Source organism: Vulcanisaeta sp. JCM 14467 (assembly GCF_001316245.1).
In the GTDB taxonomy this organism is placed as follows: domain Archaea; phylum Thermoproteota; class Thermoprotei; order Thermoproteales; family Thermocladiaceae; genus Vulcanisaeta.
On record NZ_BBDM01000009.1, the window covers coordinates 16,027 to 29,818 of the forward strand.

23 protein-coding genes, 1 tRNA gene and 1 pseudogene are annotated in these 13,792 nt (G+C 46.8%); 11 read left to right on the forward strand and 14 right to left on the reverse strand.

Annotated features, from left to right (window positions below):
- The first annotated feature begins 60 nt into the window (after nucleotides 1-60).
- The 4 genes from JCM14467_RS08950 to JCM14467_RS08965 all read left to right on the forward strand — a co-directional run bounded on the left by JCM14467_RS08950 (nucleotide 61) and on the right by JCM14467_RS08965 (nucleotide 1,710).
- On the forward strand, nucleotides 61-258 hold the full coding sequence (locus JCM14467_RS08950; RefSeq protein ID WP_054849872.1) for a hypothetical protein: 198 nt from the start codon (nucleotides 61-63) through the stop codon (nucleotides 256-258).
- A gap of 11 nt (nucleotides 259-269) precedes the next feature.
- Nucleotides 270-1,022 (forward strand): hypothetical protein, encoded by a 753-nt coding sequence (locus JCM14467_RS08955; protein WP_054849873.1) that lies wholly within the window; start codon nucleotides 270-272, stop codon nucleotides 1,020-1,022.
- A 70-nt stretch (nucleotides 1,023-1,092) separates the two neighbouring features.
- The gene (locus tag JCM14467_RS08960; protein ID WP_054849874.1) at nucleotides 1,093-1,554 is read left to right on the forward strand and encodes a hypothetical protein; all 462 of its coding nucleotides are present in this window, start codon (nucleotides 1,093-1,095) and stop codon (nucleotides 1,552-1,554) included.
- Nucleotides 1,555-1,607: 53 nt separating this feature from the next.
- Nucleotides 1,608-1,710 (forward strand) — tRNA-Cys (locus tag JCM14467_RS08965).
- Between the two features lie 22 nt (nucleotides 1,711-1,732).
- On the opposite strand, the gene JCM14467_RS08970 is transcribed toward JCM14467_RS08965, so the two are convergent.
- The 4 genes from JCM14467_RS08970 to JCM14467_RS08985 form a co-directional block, all read right to left on the reverse strand.
- Nucleotides 1,733-2,026 carry a hypothetical protein gene (locus JCM14467_RS08970; protein ID WP_054849875.1) on the reverse strand — a complete coding sequence of 98 codons (294 nt, stop codon included), beginning with the start codon at nucleotides 2,024-2,026 and terminating at the stop codon, nucleotides 1,733-1,735.
- Nucleotides 2,017-2,745, reverse strand: coding sequence for a hypothetical protein (locus JCM14467_RS08975; RefSeq protein WP_054849876.1), 729 nt, complete (start codon nucleotides 2,743-2,745; stop codon nucleotides 2,017-2,019). The genes JCM14467_RS08970 and JCM14467_RS08975 overlap by 10 nt, the downstream gene beginning before the upstream one ends.
- 243 nt (nucleotides 2,746-2,988) lie before the next feature.
- Nucleotides 2,989-3,318, reverse strand: coding sequence for a hypothetical protein (locus JCM14467_RS08980; protein WP_252901230.1), 330 nt, complete (start codon nucleotides 3,316-3,318; stop codon nucleotides 2,989-2,991).
- A 237-nt stretch (nucleotides 3,319-3,555) separates the two neighbouring features.
- A complete protein-coding gene (locus JCM14467_RS08985; protein ID WP_252901231.1) occupies nucleotides 3,556-3,957 on the reverse strand; it encodes a PaREP1 family protein in 402 nt (133 codons plus the stop codon).
- Nucleotides 3,958-4,001: 44 nt separating this feature from the next.
- Between JCM14467_RS08985 and JCM14467_RS08990 the strand changes: the two genes are divergently transcribed.
- The 6 genes and pseudogenes from JCM14467_RS08990 (at nucleotide 4,002) to JCM14467_RS09015 (ending at nucleotide 7,470) form a co-directional block, all read left to right on the forward strand.
- Nucleotides 4,002-4,424, forward strand: a complete 423-nt coding sequence (locus tag JCM14467_RS08990) for a hypothetical protein (RefSeq protein WP_252901232.1) — start codon at nucleotides 4,002-4,004, stop codon at nucleotides 4,422-4,424.
- Nucleotides 4,411-4,830, forward strand: a complete 420-nt coding sequence (locus JCM14467_RS08995; protein ID WP_054849879.1) for a DUF86 domain-containing protein — start codon at nucleotides 4,411-4,413, stop codon at nucleotides 4,828-4,830. Before JCM14467_RS08990 ends, JCM14467_RS08995 begins: the two co-directional genes overlap by 14 nt.
- Nucleotides 4,831-4,966: 136 nt before the next feature.
- On the forward strand, nucleotides 4,967-5,383 hold the full coding sequence (locus tag JCM14467_RS09000; RefSeq protein WP_054849949.1) for a DsrE/DsrF/DrsH-like family protein: 417 nt from the start codon (nucleotides 4,967-4,969) through the stop codon (nucleotides 5,381-5,383).
- 10 nt (nucleotides 5,384-5,393) lie between these two features.
- A pseudogene (locus JCM14467_RS20050) lies at nucleotides 5,394-5,634 on the forward strand (sulfurtransferase TusA family protein).
- 14 nt (nucleotides 5,635-5,648) lie between these two features.
- Nucleotides 5,649-6,662: an NAD(P)/FAD-dependent oxidoreductase gene (locus tag JCM14467_RS09010; protein ID WP_252901234.1), complete on the forward strand. Its 1,014-nt coding sequence runs from the start codon at nucleotides 5,649-5,651 to the stop codon at nucleotides 6,660-6,662.
- A gap of 184 nt (nucleotides 6,663-6,846) precedes the next feature.
- The gene (locus JCM14467_RS09015) at nucleotides 6,847-7,470 is read left to right on the forward strand and encodes a DUF1641 domain-containing protein (protein ID WP_054849950.1); all 624 of its coding nucleotides are present in this window, start codon (nucleotides 6,847-6,849) and stop codon (nucleotides 7,468-7,470) included.
- A 3-nt stretch (nucleotides 7,471-7,473) separates the two neighbouring features.
- On the opposite strand, the gene JCM14467_RS09020 is transcribed toward JCM14467_RS09015, so the two are convergent.
- The 7 genes from JCM14467_RS09020 to JCM14467_RS20460 all read right to left on the reverse strand — a co-directional run bounded on the left by JCM14467_RS09020 (nucleotide 7,474) and on the right by JCM14467_RS20460 (nucleotide 11,702).
- Nucleotides 7,474-8,343, reverse strand: a complete 870-nt coding sequence (locus JCM14467_RS09020) for a hypothetical protein (RefSeq protein ID WP_054849880.1) — start codon at nucleotides 8,341-8,343, stop codon at nucleotides 7,474-7,476.
- A 48-nt stretch (nucleotides 8,344-8,391) separates the two neighbouring features.
- Nucleotides 8,392-9,399: a thioredoxin-disulfide reductase gene (gene trxB / locus JCM14467_RS09025; protein WP_054849881.1), complete on the reverse strand. Its 1,008-nt coding sequence runs from the start codon at nucleotides 9,397-9,399 to the stop codon at nucleotides 8,392-8,394.
- Nucleotides 9,400-9,444: 45 nt separating this feature from the next.
- Nucleotides 9,445-10,176 carry a galactose-1-phosphate uridylyltransferase gene (gene galT, locus JCM14467_RS09030; protein WP_342765508.1) on the reverse strand — a complete coding sequence of 244 codons (732 nt, stop codon included), beginning with the start codon at nucleotides 10,174-10,176 and terminating at the stop codon, nucleotides 9,445-9,447.
- Entirely contained in the window at nucleotides 10,101-10,427 is a 327-nt protein-coding gene (locus JCM14467_RS20055) for a hypothetical protein (protein ID WP_342765509.1), read from the reverse strand. The genes galT and JCM14467_RS20055 overlap by 76 nt, the downstream gene beginning before the upstream one ends.
- The gene (locus JCM14467_RS20450) at nucleotides 10,417-10,806 is read right to left on the reverse strand and encodes a hypothetical protein (RefSeq protein ID WP_252901235.1); all 390 of its coding nucleotides are present in this window, start codon (nucleotides 10,804-10,806) and stop codon (nucleotides 10,417-10,419) included. Before JCM14467_RS20450 ends, JCM14467_RS20055 begins: the two co-directional genes overlap by 11 nt.
- Before the next feature lie 91 nt (nucleotides 10,807-10,897).
- A complete protein-coding gene (locus tag JCM14467_RS20455) occupies nucleotides 10,898-11,065 on the reverse strand; it encodes a hypothetical protein (protein ID WP_252901236.1) in 168 nt (55 codons plus the stop codon).
- A gap of 55 nt (nucleotides 11,066-11,120) precedes the next feature.
- On the reverse strand, nucleotides 11,121-11,702 hold the full coding sequence (locus JCM14467_RS20460; protein ID WP_252901237.1) for a galactokinase family protein: 582 nt from the start codon (nucleotides 11,700-11,702) through the stop codon (nucleotides 11,121-11,123).
- 36 nt (nucleotides 11,703-11,738) lie between these two features.
- Here JCM14467_RS20460 and JCM14467_RS09040 point away from each other — a divergent pair, with 36 nt between their 5' ends.
- A complete protein-coding gene (locus tag JCM14467_RS09040) occupies nucleotides 11,739-12,200 on the forward strand; it encodes an aminoacyl-tRNA deacylase (protein WP_054849882.1) in 462 nt (153 codons plus the stop codon).
- Here the strand turns inward: JCM14467_RS09040 and JCM14467_RS17520 are convergent.
- From JCM14467_RS17520 to JCM14467_RS09050, 3 genes are read right to left on the reverse strand one after another with little or no spacing between them, the layout of a single operon-like run.
- Nucleotides 12,184-12,579 (reverse strand): hypothetical protein, encoded by a 396-nt coding sequence (locus tag JCM14467_RS17520; protein ID WP_342765514.1) that lies wholly within the window; start codon nucleotides 12,577-12,579, stop codon nucleotides 12,184-12,186. The two genes, JCM14467_RS09040 and JCM14467_RS17520, sit on opposite strands and share 17 nt — an antisense overlap.
- Entirely contained in the window at nucleotides 12,531-13,391 is an 861-nt protein-coding gene (locus JCM14467_RS09045; RefSeq protein WP_252901238.1) for a PUA domain-containing protein, read from the reverse strand. The genes JCM14467_RS17520 and JCM14467_RS09045 overlap by 49 nt, the downstream gene beginning before the upstream one ends.
- Before the next feature lie 6 nt (nucleotides 13,392-13,397).
- Complete coding sequence (locus JCM14467_RS09050) at nucleotides 13,398-13,745, reverse strand: hypothetical protein (RefSeq protein WP_054849883.1); 348 nt, start codon at nucleotides 13,743-13,745, stop codon at nucleotides 13,398-13,400.
- Nucleotides 13,746-13,792 lie beyond the last annotated feature (47 nt).

Below are 13,792 nucleotides of genomic sequence, written 5' to 3' on the forward strand. Positions count from 1 at the left end.
ATATGGATACGCAATGGCCATTGAAGTACCCAACAACCTAAGGCTCCACAGGGCAGGTGCTTGCAGGGCAGGGAATGCGTCGCCGGTGAACCAATAACAGATGAAGAGATTAGGAGGGAAGCCATTGAGGTATTGGCGGAGGCCCTGTCGAGGCTCGAGAAATGGAAGATACAGGGCACGGAATGGCTAAGCGAGTACGCAGGGAGTATCGAGGGCTCAATAAACAGGCTTAAGGGCGATGGCGAGTACCCAGGCTGATAATCGAGGCCATGGATAGGGTGATAAAGCCAACACTAAGGAACATAATAAGCAACCTAAGCCAGTACTGGGAAGGCACGATAAGTCGGGAAATAAAGGAACTAATAGACGGCGTGACCACTGGGAAAACCGAGGCAATAGTGTCAAGGACGACCAAGACACTCACAGTACACATATACAAAAACCACACAACACTAACAGCAAACAAAATAAGAAACAACAACAAAGGCATAACAACACAAATAAGAATAAAAGGCATAAAAGGCACGACCACGGAAATACCCAACATATTCAAAGAAATAATGAACAACGAAGAAGAATACAAACAATTCGAAAGAAAAGTCCTAACACCCGAACAAATGGGATTCGCAAAAACAGACGAAGGGGTTGATGCATATGGTAGACCCGTAATGATTACCGCACACCTATGGCAGGCCGTAGTATGGATGTTACTGTACCCAGGGGAAATCTACGTCAACATAAACGGCATTGACATCAACAAAAATAGCGTAACAATCAAATGGTACTTGAATGCGTATAACTACTCCTCATTAAAGACGGAACCTCTCAACGTAGTTAAAACATTTGATGAAACCGCACTTTTCAACTTCATGTTTACGGCAATACTCGGCGATGGCGACGTAACCTTCCTACGAGATAAAAACCGCATCAAGCCAATAATCAGGTTATCACTCAATCCTAAGGAATGCGATGATTGGGAAGCCGTATTCAACGCCTTAAAAAAGCTTCGGCATCAACCTTAGGACAGGCGACTCCGCAAAGGGCGAGACCCAGGTAAGGATTAGAGGTAGTAACGCCATTAAACTAGCGAGAATGGTTATTAACACCGTACCACCAATAATCAAAACACTACTTGACGCACTCAATGCCGATAAATGGATCAGGCTAAAGCAAATGGCCAACATGGAACTAGGGCAAAGTCATAAACGGGGTATTTCACTAATTAAGATAGGCGATATCGGTCTCTCCGTAAGTATCAATGATCGAGGCTACGTAACGCTCAGGCTAAATAGACGTAATGAGGAGGAAATTAATAAAGCCAAGGTCTTTCTTGAAAGTCTCGGCTTGAAGGAGGATTTAGATTACGGAGTAAGACCAAATAACGGTGGTTATAGGCTAATAATATATCATGAGACAATATTAAGGAATGAGTGGCTTAGACAGCCAACACTTAAGAAGCTACATGAAATGATGGAAAGGGCAGGTAATAATGAGAAAAGGAGAAGAAAGATAATGAAGGCCATACAAAAACTCTCACAAGATAAACAGCAATAAGGTCAGGGAATAATAAAAAAAGACTTAAAAATCCTTGGAAGTAAATAAAACATGCCCCGGTGCCCGAGCGGTCGAAGGGGCTCGGCTGCAGCATTCAGTTTCCCAAGGATGCGGAGACCGAGTACTTCCCGGGTTCGAATCCCGGCCGGGGCTCCAGTTCTTGGTTGTTTGTTTGTTTTTACCACCATAGCCACCATATTGGTTGGCATTGTGTTGTGTGGTAGAATTCCTGGAGTCCTGTGTATGGGCTTTGGGTCTCTCTCCAGTTTTTGCTTATGCCTGGCGGCGGTATGTACGTGCCGTGGCTTTGGGGGTTCATTGTTCCGTTGGGGTTTATGAGGATGTGCCAGTTGATGTCGTAGGCTATGTGTTCGATTAGTATGCCGGGTATTGGTATGAAGCCGAGTAGGTGGTACGTGCATCCGTATGGTTTGTAGGCGGTGATTGATGCGCCGACTGGTATTATGTACATTGATGGTTGTGGGTTGTTGGTGGGCCCATGTATGTGTAGCCTTCGGCCATGGTTCCGTAGGCATTCGCTTGTCTGCCTATCCATGGCCCCAGTGTGAGGGTCCAGGTTATGTTGGTGGCTTGGCCTATTGGTGTTGGTTTGCTGGGTGTTAGGTGAACCGTTATTGTGGTTTGCGTGCAGTAGTAATTGGAGGAGGCGGTTGGTGCCTGGCCTGTGTAGCCTAGGGTTAGGGTGACCCTGTACTTTTCCGTTGTCGTGCAATGCATTGGGTATGGCGCGTAATAATTAATCGTCCAGTAGCCCAAACTGTAATTGCCAACCTCGATCACCGCCCGATCGATATCCCCAGGTAATTGTGAGGCGTTGATTTTGCCTAACCCGTACTCATGGGCCATGTATGATGCGTAGGCGTCCTGGAAGAGCTCAATGTACTTAATGTAGGTGCTGGAGTTTGGCGCGTACATAATGAAGTTGTAGACCTGGGCATAACCCACTGAGTAACCATTTAAATTCCTATAGATCAGCCCATTCCATATTATGCAGAAATCAATTGTAGCACTACCAAGCGAGTCGCTGTAAGATCGTGGGCCATAAATGATTACGTACGTGCCGTTGAAATTAATTGGTTGATTTGTGTTTACTAAGAAAGAAGCGCATAAATCGTCTGGATCGGTAATTGCTTGCTTCCTGATTATTGATACCCATATATTGCTTGCCATTTTTAGCTGATTCTAATGAGTGTGGGCCAATGAGTAGGGCTTTTGCGTTTCCATAGGCGATTACGTAGTCTAGGTTACCTACGTACCCTGGCGTCAGCACTGTGCTTACGTTATACGCCCTCGACCATGCAAAGGCTAATGTGTACTCGATTATGGGTACTTCGCTTGTGTTGCCGTGAATGATTATGAAGTCGCCGCGCCTAATCAATTCTTCAATTAGTTTGAAATCTGTTGAGTTCGTGTTTACGTAGGTGGTATTGCCTCATTAATGATTATGCCAGGGCCGATTACCGACCAGTCAATAATGACGAGGCTGTCGTTGGGTAGTTCTGGGAGTTGTTCCGTGGTTGTTAACTTGATCAGTGATTGGTTGATGCCTAGGGCAGTGAGTTTCTGCACCAGCATTGGTGAGCCGACTACGTAGATTGGTACGTTGATGCCTATGGGCGTTAACGCATTATTACTCATAATCACCTCATTATTATTACTCATCATTAGTACGGTGGTTAAAACAATGATGACTATCGCCAAGGCCATCGCAATTAACCACCTAAGTCCTGGCCTCATTCTCAACCTTTAGACTTCTCACAGCCTTTTTAACATTTCTCGTTGGGCAGTTACGTGAGTTTTCATTAAATCGCGCATTCGTGATTTCCTACCATGTTAGGACATTCCTTGTAGTAATTATTAATGACTATGCGTGTTGCGTGGTTATGCTCCCCAGCCTCTTCATGATTTCATCGGCTTCTTTCTCCCTGCCCAATTCGGCTATTAATTGTGCTAGTTTCTTAACTAGTACCACCAGGTCCTCTATGGCATCCCTCCTATCGTAGTAATCGCTGGCGTCTTTGTAAAGCCATTGTAGGCGTACCTATGTAGTTTCAGGGCTAGGGAGTTGATGCCCACGGCCTCCCTATAACCGAGCTCCTCAAGTCTCCTGGCGATTCTATTCAGGCCAGTTGTTGGTGCTAGAAAGCCAATCTTCCTGTACCACCCCCTCTCCTCCTCGTTCCTGGGTATCCTGTCCAGGTTAATGGCGACTAGGGCGCTGACTATTGCCTTCCACGCCATGAAGGCCTTTTGGGACGCATTCCTGCTGTAGCCCCTTTCCAGGAGTTCCAGGGCTAGGTTCAGCTCGACTATTGCTTCCTCGAGTCTAAAATTAACGTAGTTCTGTAAATCCTTAATCTGCGGTACCGCGCCCTCACCCATCCTGCACAGTGATTATTGTTAGGCACCTTAATAAGTATGCCTTGGTGAGGTATAGATGTATGGACGTGGTTGAGAAGCTTAGGGGCGTGGATTGGGCAGGCCTCGGAGTTGACCTAGTCATTGTCCATGGGTCGGTCCTATGGAGTAGGAGGCCCAATGATGTGGATCTCGTGGTGTTTATTAGCGGTGATACTAATGTTGATGATGCGGTATTGAGGATTGCCAGCATTGTTGAGGGGAGGGTTGGCTTGACAGCGGATATCTACGCCGTTAGTGACCCGTCCAAAGCCAATTGCTTCCTCATATGGGAGGCTCTTAAGCATGGCAGGATCATATACCAGAATGAGACCGGTAGAGAGTTGCTCGTCAGAACCATCGACGTTTGCTACGACTTCATGCTCTCACGCATTAAGTTGAACTACACCGAGACCCTAGTGGATAGGGTGATGAGGAGTGCTTCACAATAGGCTCCTGGAAATAATTGCATCACATACTGAGTTGCTTGATAAATTGAGGAGTAGGGGCATTAATTGGAATGACCTGGTCGACCTATATGCCGTGTTGCATGTGCTGCAGGTCCATGCTCAGGCAATGATAGATTATTTACTACACACCTGTGCATTGATGGGCATATCCGCGGAGACGCCGATTCATTGCATAGATGAGTTGGGTAGGTCTGGGTTGATTACTCAGGGTGATGCCGAGTTGTTGAGGAGGGTTGTTAGATTTAGGAATTTGGTGGTTCATGAGTATGGTGCAATAGACGTTGTGCGTGTGAGGGGCATTGTTGAGTCACGGGGTTACGCCATGGTCCTTGGCATCATTAAGAATCTCCACGATAGGTTGCGAAGCATGGGCGTTGTTGATCCATGAATTCATTTGTATTGTTTTGTTTGTGTTTATATTCTTTTTTTAGTCTATCGCCTTATTTTATAAGATTATTTTTCAGGTGCATAAAATGCACTTAATTCTATTATTTTTATTCATTTGAATGTCATCATGCCTTAGTATGAGTTCGGGTAGGGATAAGATAAGTATGATCGTGTTCTCGGGTACGGAGGACAAGTTAATACCGGTGGGTGTGATTTCGCAGGCAGCTGCGGCTCTTGGTTATGAGGTGAACATCTTCTTCACTGGCTGGGCAATGTTTAAGTTGCTGAAGAACCCGACACCGCCTGTTTGGCCTAAGGAGTTTGAGCAGTTTGTGCCGAGGCTTCAGGAGGGTATGGCGAGGATAAAGGCGCCGACCTGGCTTGACATGCTTAGGGAGGCTAAGAAGATGGGTGCCAAGGTCTATGTGTGCTCGATGATGGCTTCGGCGGCGGGCCTTAAGAAGGAGGACTTCGACCCATCACTCGTTGATGACATAGTTGGCGTAACAACATTCCTCGAAATGGCCAAGGGTGGGCAGGTACTCTTCATATGAGGTGGTGACTATGAGTCAGGGCAATAAGATTCTCGTTGATGCGAGGGGTATTGCCTGCCCAGGACCGATCACGGAGGTTGTTAAGGCTTATAGGAATGCGAAGAATGGTGACTTAATTGAGGTTTGGGCCACGGACTGGGTTCGAGCCTGACATTAAGGCGTGGATCCAGAGGACTGGTAACCAACTTCTCGAGCTTAGGAGGGAGTCGGATAAAATAGTTGCTGTGATTAAGGTAACGGCTAAGAAGTAATCGAGGTGATGAGTATGTCCACGGTTAAAAGGAGGGTTGTTATTATCGGTGGTGGTACAGGTGGCGCAATGCTTGCTAATAGGCTTCCCAGGGATGAGTTTGAGGTCATGGTAATAGACAAGCAACCCTACAACTACTTCTGGCCCTGGTTACTCTACATAGCCTTCAGGGGCTCCAGGAAGCCCATTAAGCGTGAGATACGTTCATTACTTAAGCCCTGGGTCAATTTCATTCAGTCCGGCGTTAGGTTCATTAATCTGCAGGATAGGTACGTGGAGCTTGAAAATGGGAGGAGACTCACATATGACTATGTTGTAATAGCCACGGGAGCTACCGTGGATTACTCAAGGGTTCCAGGTCTCGATAAGGTCACTGAGATGTTTGGTAATTACCACAGTACGGAGGAGAATGCCTGGAAGGTTTGGCAGACACTAAATAATATGAAGGAGGGCACACTCGCGATAATACTGGCACCAGGTGCGTATAGGTGCCCGCCAAGTCCGTTGGAGGGTACGTTCCTTGCTGAGGAATTCTTCAGGAGGAGGGGCTTGAGGGATAGGGTGAGGATCGTTTTCGCAACCTTCTACCCAAGGCCATACCCTGCTGAACCTATGAATGAGTTAATAGAGCCGTTACTTAAGGAAAGGGATATTGAATACATAACCTTCTATACGCTGGACCACATAGACCCTGAGAAGAGGGTTGCCTACTCAATGGAGGGTGAGGAGCTCAAGTTCGACGCAGCGATAGTCATACCGCCACACGTAGGTGTTGACATCAAGTATATGCCCGAGGATGTATTGGACAGTGATAGGTTTGTCCAGGCGGATAAGTTCACAAATAGAGTTAAGGGCTTTGATGATGCATTCGTGATTGGCGATGCATCAGCACTCCCTGTGGCTAAGACAGGCGTTACGGCGCATCTACAAGCCGGCGTGGTTGCAGGATTCTTCAGGGTGAGGATGCCCGTAACACAGGCCGTACTAACTGTCCCTTCGATGTTGGTTATGGTCTCGGCACATTCGTAATAAGCGATTATAATAACCCAACGATTAAGTACCCGATAAATAGAGTTAACCACTTATTTAAGGTGGCCTTCGCAGCAACCTACTGGGACATGATACTATACCCAGAGCTTTGGGATCCGATATTCGAGGCTTACTTCGAGGCCACGGAGCCCGCGAAGCTACGTTACCTATATAGGTGATCCTCATGACCGAGAGTCAGCTAGAACTTGAGAGCAAGCTTCTCGAGGTGTTAACGCCTGAGTATATTGAGCCATTAATTAAATTCCTAAGGATGGTGAGGAGGTTAGACGAGCTTGGTATACTTGACTCACTAAATGACTTATTGAGTAATGAGGTTATTGAGGATCTGGCCAAGAATTTACTGACCACAAACGTCATTAGATTACTTAATGATTACGATAAAGTACTGTCTATAATTGCGAAACTCACGGAACCACAGGTTAGGGAGGGGCTTGAGAAGGTGCTTGACTTGATAGGCGCAATGGGTAATGTAGGGTTATTAGATACGCTGAGGGATATGCTCGGCGATCCTGAGGTAATAAGTGAGTTGGTTCATACGCTTATCAATGAGAATACCATGTACCTACTGACAAACTTAGGCACGTTACTTGAGTTCATGGCCCGCATTAGGTGCTGTGCCTATGTAGCCTCCCTGAACGCCGCTAGGGAGGTCTCTGTCGATGGTAAGTCTGTTATTGAGACGCTGAACGAGATACTAAGAGATAATGATGCCAGGAGGGGATTAAGATTCCTACTACTGGCTGCCAAGTACCTTGGTAAGCAATTAGCTGAAAGTGAAATTAAGTAGCTACTATGCCTTTGAATATATTATGTATGCCTTAAGTCCGTCAAAATCGCTGCCCTGATCATACTCCCTAAGTGTTAATCCTTCATTGGTCATTGTTAGGATGTACGCCTTAATGTAATCCCTTAATTGAAGTCTCTCCTTTGTCGTCATTATACGAATTATGATATCCTCCCTCTTATATGAAACCTTATCCTCCCTACCCATTAGTAATAATTCAAGGGCTACCTGAATTGGCGAAACACCGATCACTCTATAAACCATTATGTGACTATAGTCACTGGATTCATACACGGCATCTACGTAGGGCTTCACAACCTGGGGATCCAGCAGTGCATCCATGACCAGCGCCACAGAGCCTCCGTGATTTGTCACGGTATACACAATCTCTGCAAAGCCCTGCGGCTCATAATTAACAAGTCTCTGCATTGCACAGGTACACTTAGTAAATTCTAAGTAGCTCGTTGGGACACTATCTGTATAAAACGCCACTGCGGTACCCCTTAGCACCCTATAAATCCTGAAGGTCATGCTTGGTATTGTGCCAAGCCCAACATCAACTATGTAAAGCCCAGGCGTAACATCAATCCTATCCTGCGTGAGGTTCCTGAAGTTAAGCCTATACATGTACCTCCTCCTCTCCTTAACATCTAAGTAGGCCTCTATCAATCCCTTTTTACGCAGTAAGTTAATGGCATTTCTAGCGGTCCTAGTCCCAAGACCTGTCCCATCAATGATCTCCTTAAACGTGACGTAGGTCTTATTATTTATTAAATGCTCGAACTCGAGGTAATTAAGGACAAGCCTGGCAGACAAGGGTAACTCCTCGAGTGTAGCCACGCCCTCCTCCTCTTCCTCACTACGTCTATCAATCATTCAAAAATAAGACATTAATAAATTCAATAAATAAACTTTCTTTTCGAGTCAGTGTCTGTTAAATCCGTACTTCTTAATGATGTAATTATAGGCTGAATACGTTGCGAGCGCTCCCTGCCCAGCGGCCACGACTATCTGCCTGAAGTCCCTTGGCGTTAAGTCGACACAGTCACCGGCTGCGTAGATGCCGGGTATGCTCGTCTCCATTAGGTTGTTGACCTTTATGTAGCCATCCTGCGATAGCTCAAGCCCAATCCTCTTAAATAAATCAACCGGCGGTTCTGCGCCTATCTCCACGAACAATCCATCGAGTAGTAACTCGAAGGTCTCCCTCGTGTCAACCCTCTGCAGTATTGCCTTCCTCAGCAGTTTATCACCCTGCAACTCCTTAACCACCGTGTTCCAGATAATCTCTATCTTAGGATTCTTGAGCAGCAAGTCCTGGTAGTACTTCTGAGCCCTTAATTGATTCCTCCTATGTATTAAGTAAACCTTACTAGCATACTCAGTCAGTAACAACGCGGCTGACGCCGCTGAGTCGCCACCACCAACCACCGCGACGACCTTACCCTTAAACAGGGGTGCATCACAAGGTGCACAATAACTAACGCCTCTACCATTGTATGTGTCCTCACCGGGCACGTTGAGCTTCCTCTTCTTCTCACCCACCGTGAGTATCACGGTCCTCGCAGTATACTCGTCACCGTTCATCGTGTAGACCTTAAATAGATCCCCATCACGTTCCACGTTCTCCACGGAATCGATGATTATTGGCACGTTGTAGTACTTAACGTGCTCCTCAAACTTACTAACTAAGTCAGGACCCATTATCCTTGTGTAACCGAGGTAATTCTCAACCCAACCAGCCTTGGCAACCTGCCCACCAACTTCCTCAGTAATTATTATCGTGCTCATGCCATACCTAGCTGCATAAATGGCCGCTGACATGCCCGCCGGTCCTCCGCCAATTATTATCGTATCATATACCTTACCAGTTAACTCCTCACTAACTCCAAAGTCCATCTTCGTGACTGATATCTTAAATGCGCTGCTCATCGAACCGTAAGAAATGGAATTCATTAAAAACCTAACGCAGCTAATTTACCTATTATTATGAGTACAATTCCTAATGACCGAATCCCTGATCCTCTGGGCATTCTCCTCAGGCACTGAGTCATACGTGAAATTACCGCCGCCCGTCTCCATACCGGCTGCGTACTTAACTTTATCCTCATCTCTCAGTATCCCGTAAACCTCAATATGCAGGTGATAATACGGGTAATAACCCTTCAACGGCGCCTGATGAAGCACCAGTACGTAAGGCATGGACTTACTAAACACATGCGTTAAACCACACAGCGACACCTTAAGGGTTTCAGCCAAGCCCCTAACTTCATCCCTAGTTAATTCAGTGATTAATTGAACGTGTCTCCTCGGGTATATGTGAACCTCAAAGGGCCAATGTGAATAGAAGGGCATGAATGAGACCCAGTAGTCATTGCTGTAAATCAGCCTTACGCTATCCTTAAGCTCTGCGTTTAATATATCGCAGAATAGGCACCTACCATGATTATTGAAGTATTCCCTTGAGCTCTCGAGCTCCCTCTCAACCCTACTTGGCGTGAACGGCAAAACATATACTTGACTATGCGGATGAGTCAACGAAACCCCAATCTCCCTACCCTTATTCCTAAACCAGAGGAAGTAATGCGCGTAGTCCTTACCTGACTCCTCCCTCACCTTATCAATTATTAGGTTTAATACGTACTCAATTTGATCAGTGGGTAAATCACTAATGTCATCAATGTTGTGCTCAGGGGTTTCAACAACCACGTAGCACCTACCACCGATCTGCCCGTTCTATAGAACCAATGATTACTTGGTTCTGGTGGATCTTCCATGAGCATTGGGTACCTATTCTCGAGTATTAAGGCTCTCCACCCATAACCAGTCTCCGGATTGCCAGGGCAGAATGGGCAGTAATTACTTGGCTGCCACGGCCTAAAGCGCCTAATGTTGGACACCAGGACCCACTCCCTGAGCGTCGGGTCCCACCTAAGCTCCATAACGGGCTTATTGACCATGCACCATCACCCCACCGTCTATGCTAACGACCCAACCCCTCGGAGCCAACCCCCTACTCAAAACCTTGCTCAATATTTCCTTAGCCATGGTCTCATCCCTAATGAGCGCAATAACCGAGCCACCCAAGCCAGCCCCGGATAGCTTAGCTCCATAGGCACCCTCACCCACTAGGAAGTTAACGAGCTCATCTATCACGGGTAGGCTAACATCATAATACTCACTGAGCAACCTATGTTGATATGTCATGACCTTACCAATTAACGCCTCCCTCCAATCATAACGAGAGATCAAACTATCCACCTCAGCATTACTCAGACCAAGTACCCTAACTAAGTCCTTAATATCAACGGCCTCCCCCTTAATAACCCTCAATGCCAACCTCGTACTCTCATTAGCCTCAACGTGTACAATATCCTCCTTCTCGATATCTCATTAAGTCCATCGAGGAATTGACGTATCTCATCCTCACTCACCTCATCCCAACGAACCTCCCAGTAATGGCACCAAGCTTACCCCTTAAACTCCCCGGTATGCTCATACTAAGTAATTCACGGAGACCATCATCAATCTCCTGCTGACGCCTTGGGTGTATATCCGCAGTACTATGCCTAATGCCCGTATCCACGATCAGGAACACCCCGTTAAGGCGTGGTAGAACCTCAACGTTGTATGGAGCTTAGTCTCAATAACGACTATATCGCCGAAGGCGGCCGCATACTGATCAAGCCTACCACAGGGTATACCCATAACATCATGCTCAGTCTCATAGGCAATCTCGGCAATAGCTTCCTATCAAGGTTAAACCCATTAATAGCGTTAATTGCCGAGGCCAACGCCACAAGCAATGTGCCGCTACTCCCGAGTCCCGATGCTATTGGCACGTTACTACGTATCCACGCCTTAAAAGGACTAACTGAATAGCCATGTCTCATGAATGCCATCACGAGAGCCCTAACGTAGTCACCGAACCACTTACCACCAATCAATTTCAAATCACTTAATGAGAACCTGTCGATGTACTTTACACCTTCATCCCTTAAATTACCCGACGCCACTACGAACTCGTACTGCGACTTGGAAATGGCTATGTAGGTCCTCAGGTTAATGCCCACAGCCACGACGGGCAATCCTTTATAGTCCTGGTGCGTATTTAGGAAGTCCAGCCTACCAGGTGCTGAGGCTACCAAGGCAGGTTTCTCATTAAAGAATTCCCTGAACTCCCTAGTGACTATGTCCACGGACATAATTACTGATGTGAGTACGTAACCACTCATATTAAAATATTAAAGATAACTCGCTAATTAAGTATCGTGGTTAGGACACGTAAGGAGACCATCATGGGCTTAATTGTTGACGTGCTTGAGTTTAACCGTGGGGTTGAAACTGTTGAGGCCGCGTCTAGGGAGAGTGGTGAGCCGATGAGTAGGATAGTTAAGACGTTATTGCTTAGGGCTGGTGATGAGTATGTTGTGGCGGTTGTTAGGGGTGATAACATCATTGACTTTGATAGGTTGTCCAGGGCATTGGGTAAGCCGGTGACCATGGCTAGGGCCAAAGAGGTTAGGCAGGTCCTGGGCGTCGATGTTGGTGCGGTGACGCCACTTAGTGAGAGGGTCCTATCGCATAGAGTTATCATGGATCCATCGGTACTGGAGAATGATTATGTGCTGTGCGGTGGTGGTTCCAGGAACACGCTGATAAGGGTCGGCGTCAGGGACTTGGTGAACCTGCTAAAGCCAATGCTTATTGATGCCTTCAAGAGGGCTTCCTGAGCTTGGCTATGAAGAAGCCTGGTGTGTCGTGTATGTGCGGGTAAAACCTAACGACTGAGTCCCCATACTTATCGATTAACCCACCAGATGCGTTGGGTATGCTTATATCAACAACCTCAAAGCCCAGACTCTCAGCATAGTCTATGTTATCCTCATTCTCGAGCGGTGGTATTGTGCATGTTGAGTATACCAGTACGCCACCAGGCTTCAGCAGTCTCCACGCAACCCTGATGAATTGTCTCTGGTAATTCGACATAGCCCTCACCAGGTCCATGGTCTTCACGTCAAAGAGCCTAGGCCTAACGCCCACGTCTGTGCAGGGTGGGTCGATTAGGACCTTATCCGTGGAACCAACGAGGTCGGGCCTATCAATGTCCAGGTACCTAGTATCCCTAACCTCAACCCTATAAAGCTGTCCATGCTGAGCCTACTCAGGGCCTCGATTAACTCATTAACCTTGCCCTCACTCCTATCAAACGCGTGAACAATAGCCTTACCACCGCTTAACTGTATCATGTGGCTCGTCTTACCACCCGGCGCCGCGTTCATGTCAACAATAACCTCGTTGGGCTTTGGATCAATTACGCGGCCAACCCACTGGGCCGGTAGGCTTTGATCATAGAATAGGCCCATCTCGTATTCCCTCATCTCCCTAACCTTGGGCATTCCGTAGACACTGACTATGGTCCTAACAGCAATACCTCGCCTAACATTCTTAATATCATCACTACCGACCTCGGCTATCCCAAATGCCACAACCTCACCGTTGGGGGCTATGACGTTAACCTCATCACCCTTCCTTACCTCCCCATCCATCTTTATTACGCCGGGCACGTATAGGTTGGCACCCACGTAAACGCTCTCGGAGGCCTTTTTGTCGGCGAGTACGTACTTACGCGCCGATGGTACCTTATTGGGTCCCTTAACCGGGAACCACAGCGCCTCGGGTAAATGTTCATCGGGGTAAACGTCTATGGACCTGTCACGTAATGTCCTCATTAAATCCTCAGGGCTTATCTTAAGGGTGTTGACCCTGACGTAGTACCTACTAGGCGGTCTCCTAATACTCTCGAAAATGCTTTCTAACTCGCTTTCTGAGAAGTATTGTAGGAGGTAATTGTATAATTGATGGTCAAGCCTATGCCCCTTAACGATCTCTACTTCTTTCCTCGTATGGGCTTCGCCCGCCATTCACGCCTAGGCCTGCACTTCACCGTAATTACTTAAATCCCTTAACCTCTTCAGCAATATGTTAACCGCATTGTCTGGGTTCTCCTTAGCCAACCTCCACAGCTCCATACTCTCGGTAATTATGTACCTAAGGACCCTAGACCTGGTCTTAATTGGTTTCGTGCTCTCAACCCTGACATAACCATCACTGGCAAGCTTACCGAGGACCTTAGCCGTCTTTAGTATGTCTGAGTGCTTATCGTTGAGACCTGCGAACTTCAGTAATGACCTAGCCTTAATCGTAACCCTCTTACCCTTACTCTTACTTACTAAATCAACGAGGGCCTTTATGATGCGTGAATCATACTCCTCCATACAATGCGCATTTTAATTAAACCCTATATAACAGTTATTCACCGGAG

Excerpts from the sequence above, each read along its gene's own strand:
- JCM14467_RS09020 (WP_054849880.1), bottom strand. The coding sequence starts at position 8,343 with ATGATTGATAGACGTAGTGAGGAAGAGGAGGAGGGCGTGGCTACACTC.
- JCM14467_RS09050 (WP_054849883.1), bottom strand. The coding sequence starts at position 13,745 with ATGGAGGAGTATGATTCACGCATCATAAAGGCCCTCGTTGATTTAGTA.
- JCM14467_RS09000 (WP_054849949.1), top strand. The coding sequence starts at position 4,967 with ATGAGTTCGGGTAGGGATAAGATAAGTATGATCGTGTTCTCGGGTACG.
- JCM14467_RS20460 (WP_252901237.1), bottom strand. The coding sequence starts at position 11,702 with ATGAGTGGTTACGTACTCACATCAGTAATTATGTCCGTGGACATAGTC.
- JCM14467_RS09045 (WP_252901238.1), bottom strand. The coding sequence starts at position 13,391 with ATGGCGGGCGAAGCCCATACGAGGAAAGAAGTAGAGATCGTTAAGGGG.
- JCM14467_RS09015 (WP_054849950.1), top strand. The coding sequence starts at position 6,847 with ATGACCGAGAGTCAGCTAGAACTTGAGAGCAAGCTTCTCGAGGTGTTA.
- trxB (WP_054849881.1), bottom strand. The coding sequence starts at position 9,399 with ATGAGCAGCGCATTTAAGATATCAGTCACGAAGATGGACTTTGGAGTT.
- JCM14467_RS20055 (WP_342765509.1), bottom strand. The coding sequence starts at position 10,427 with ATGGTCAATAAGCCCGTTATGGAGCTTAGGTGGGACCCGACGCTCAGG.
- JCM14467_RS08985 (WP_252901231.1), bottom strand. The coding sequence starts at position 3,957 with ATGGGTGAGGGCGCGGTACCGCAGATTAAGGATTTACAGAACTACGTT.
- JCM14467_RS08970 (WP_054849875.1), bottom strand. The coding sequence starts at position 2,026 with ATGTACATAATACCAGTCGGCGCATCAATCACCGCCTACAAACCATAC.
- JCM14467_RS08960 (WP_054849874.1), top strand. The coding sequence starts at position 1,093 with ATGGTTATTAACACCGTACCACCAATAATCAAAACACTACTTGACGCA.
- JCM14467_RS09010 (WP_252901234.1), top strand. The coding sequence starts at position 5,649 with ATGTCCACGGTTAAAAGGAGGGTTGTTATTATCGGTGGTGGTACAGGT.
- JCM14467_RS08955 (WP_054849873.1), top strand. The coding sequence starts at position 270 with ATGGATAGGGTGATAAAGCCAACACTAAGGAACATAATAAGCAACCTA.
- JCM14467_RS08975 (WP_054849876.1), bottom strand. The coding sequence starts at position 2,745 with ATGGCAAGCAATATATGGGTATCAATAATCAGGAAGCAAGCAATTACC.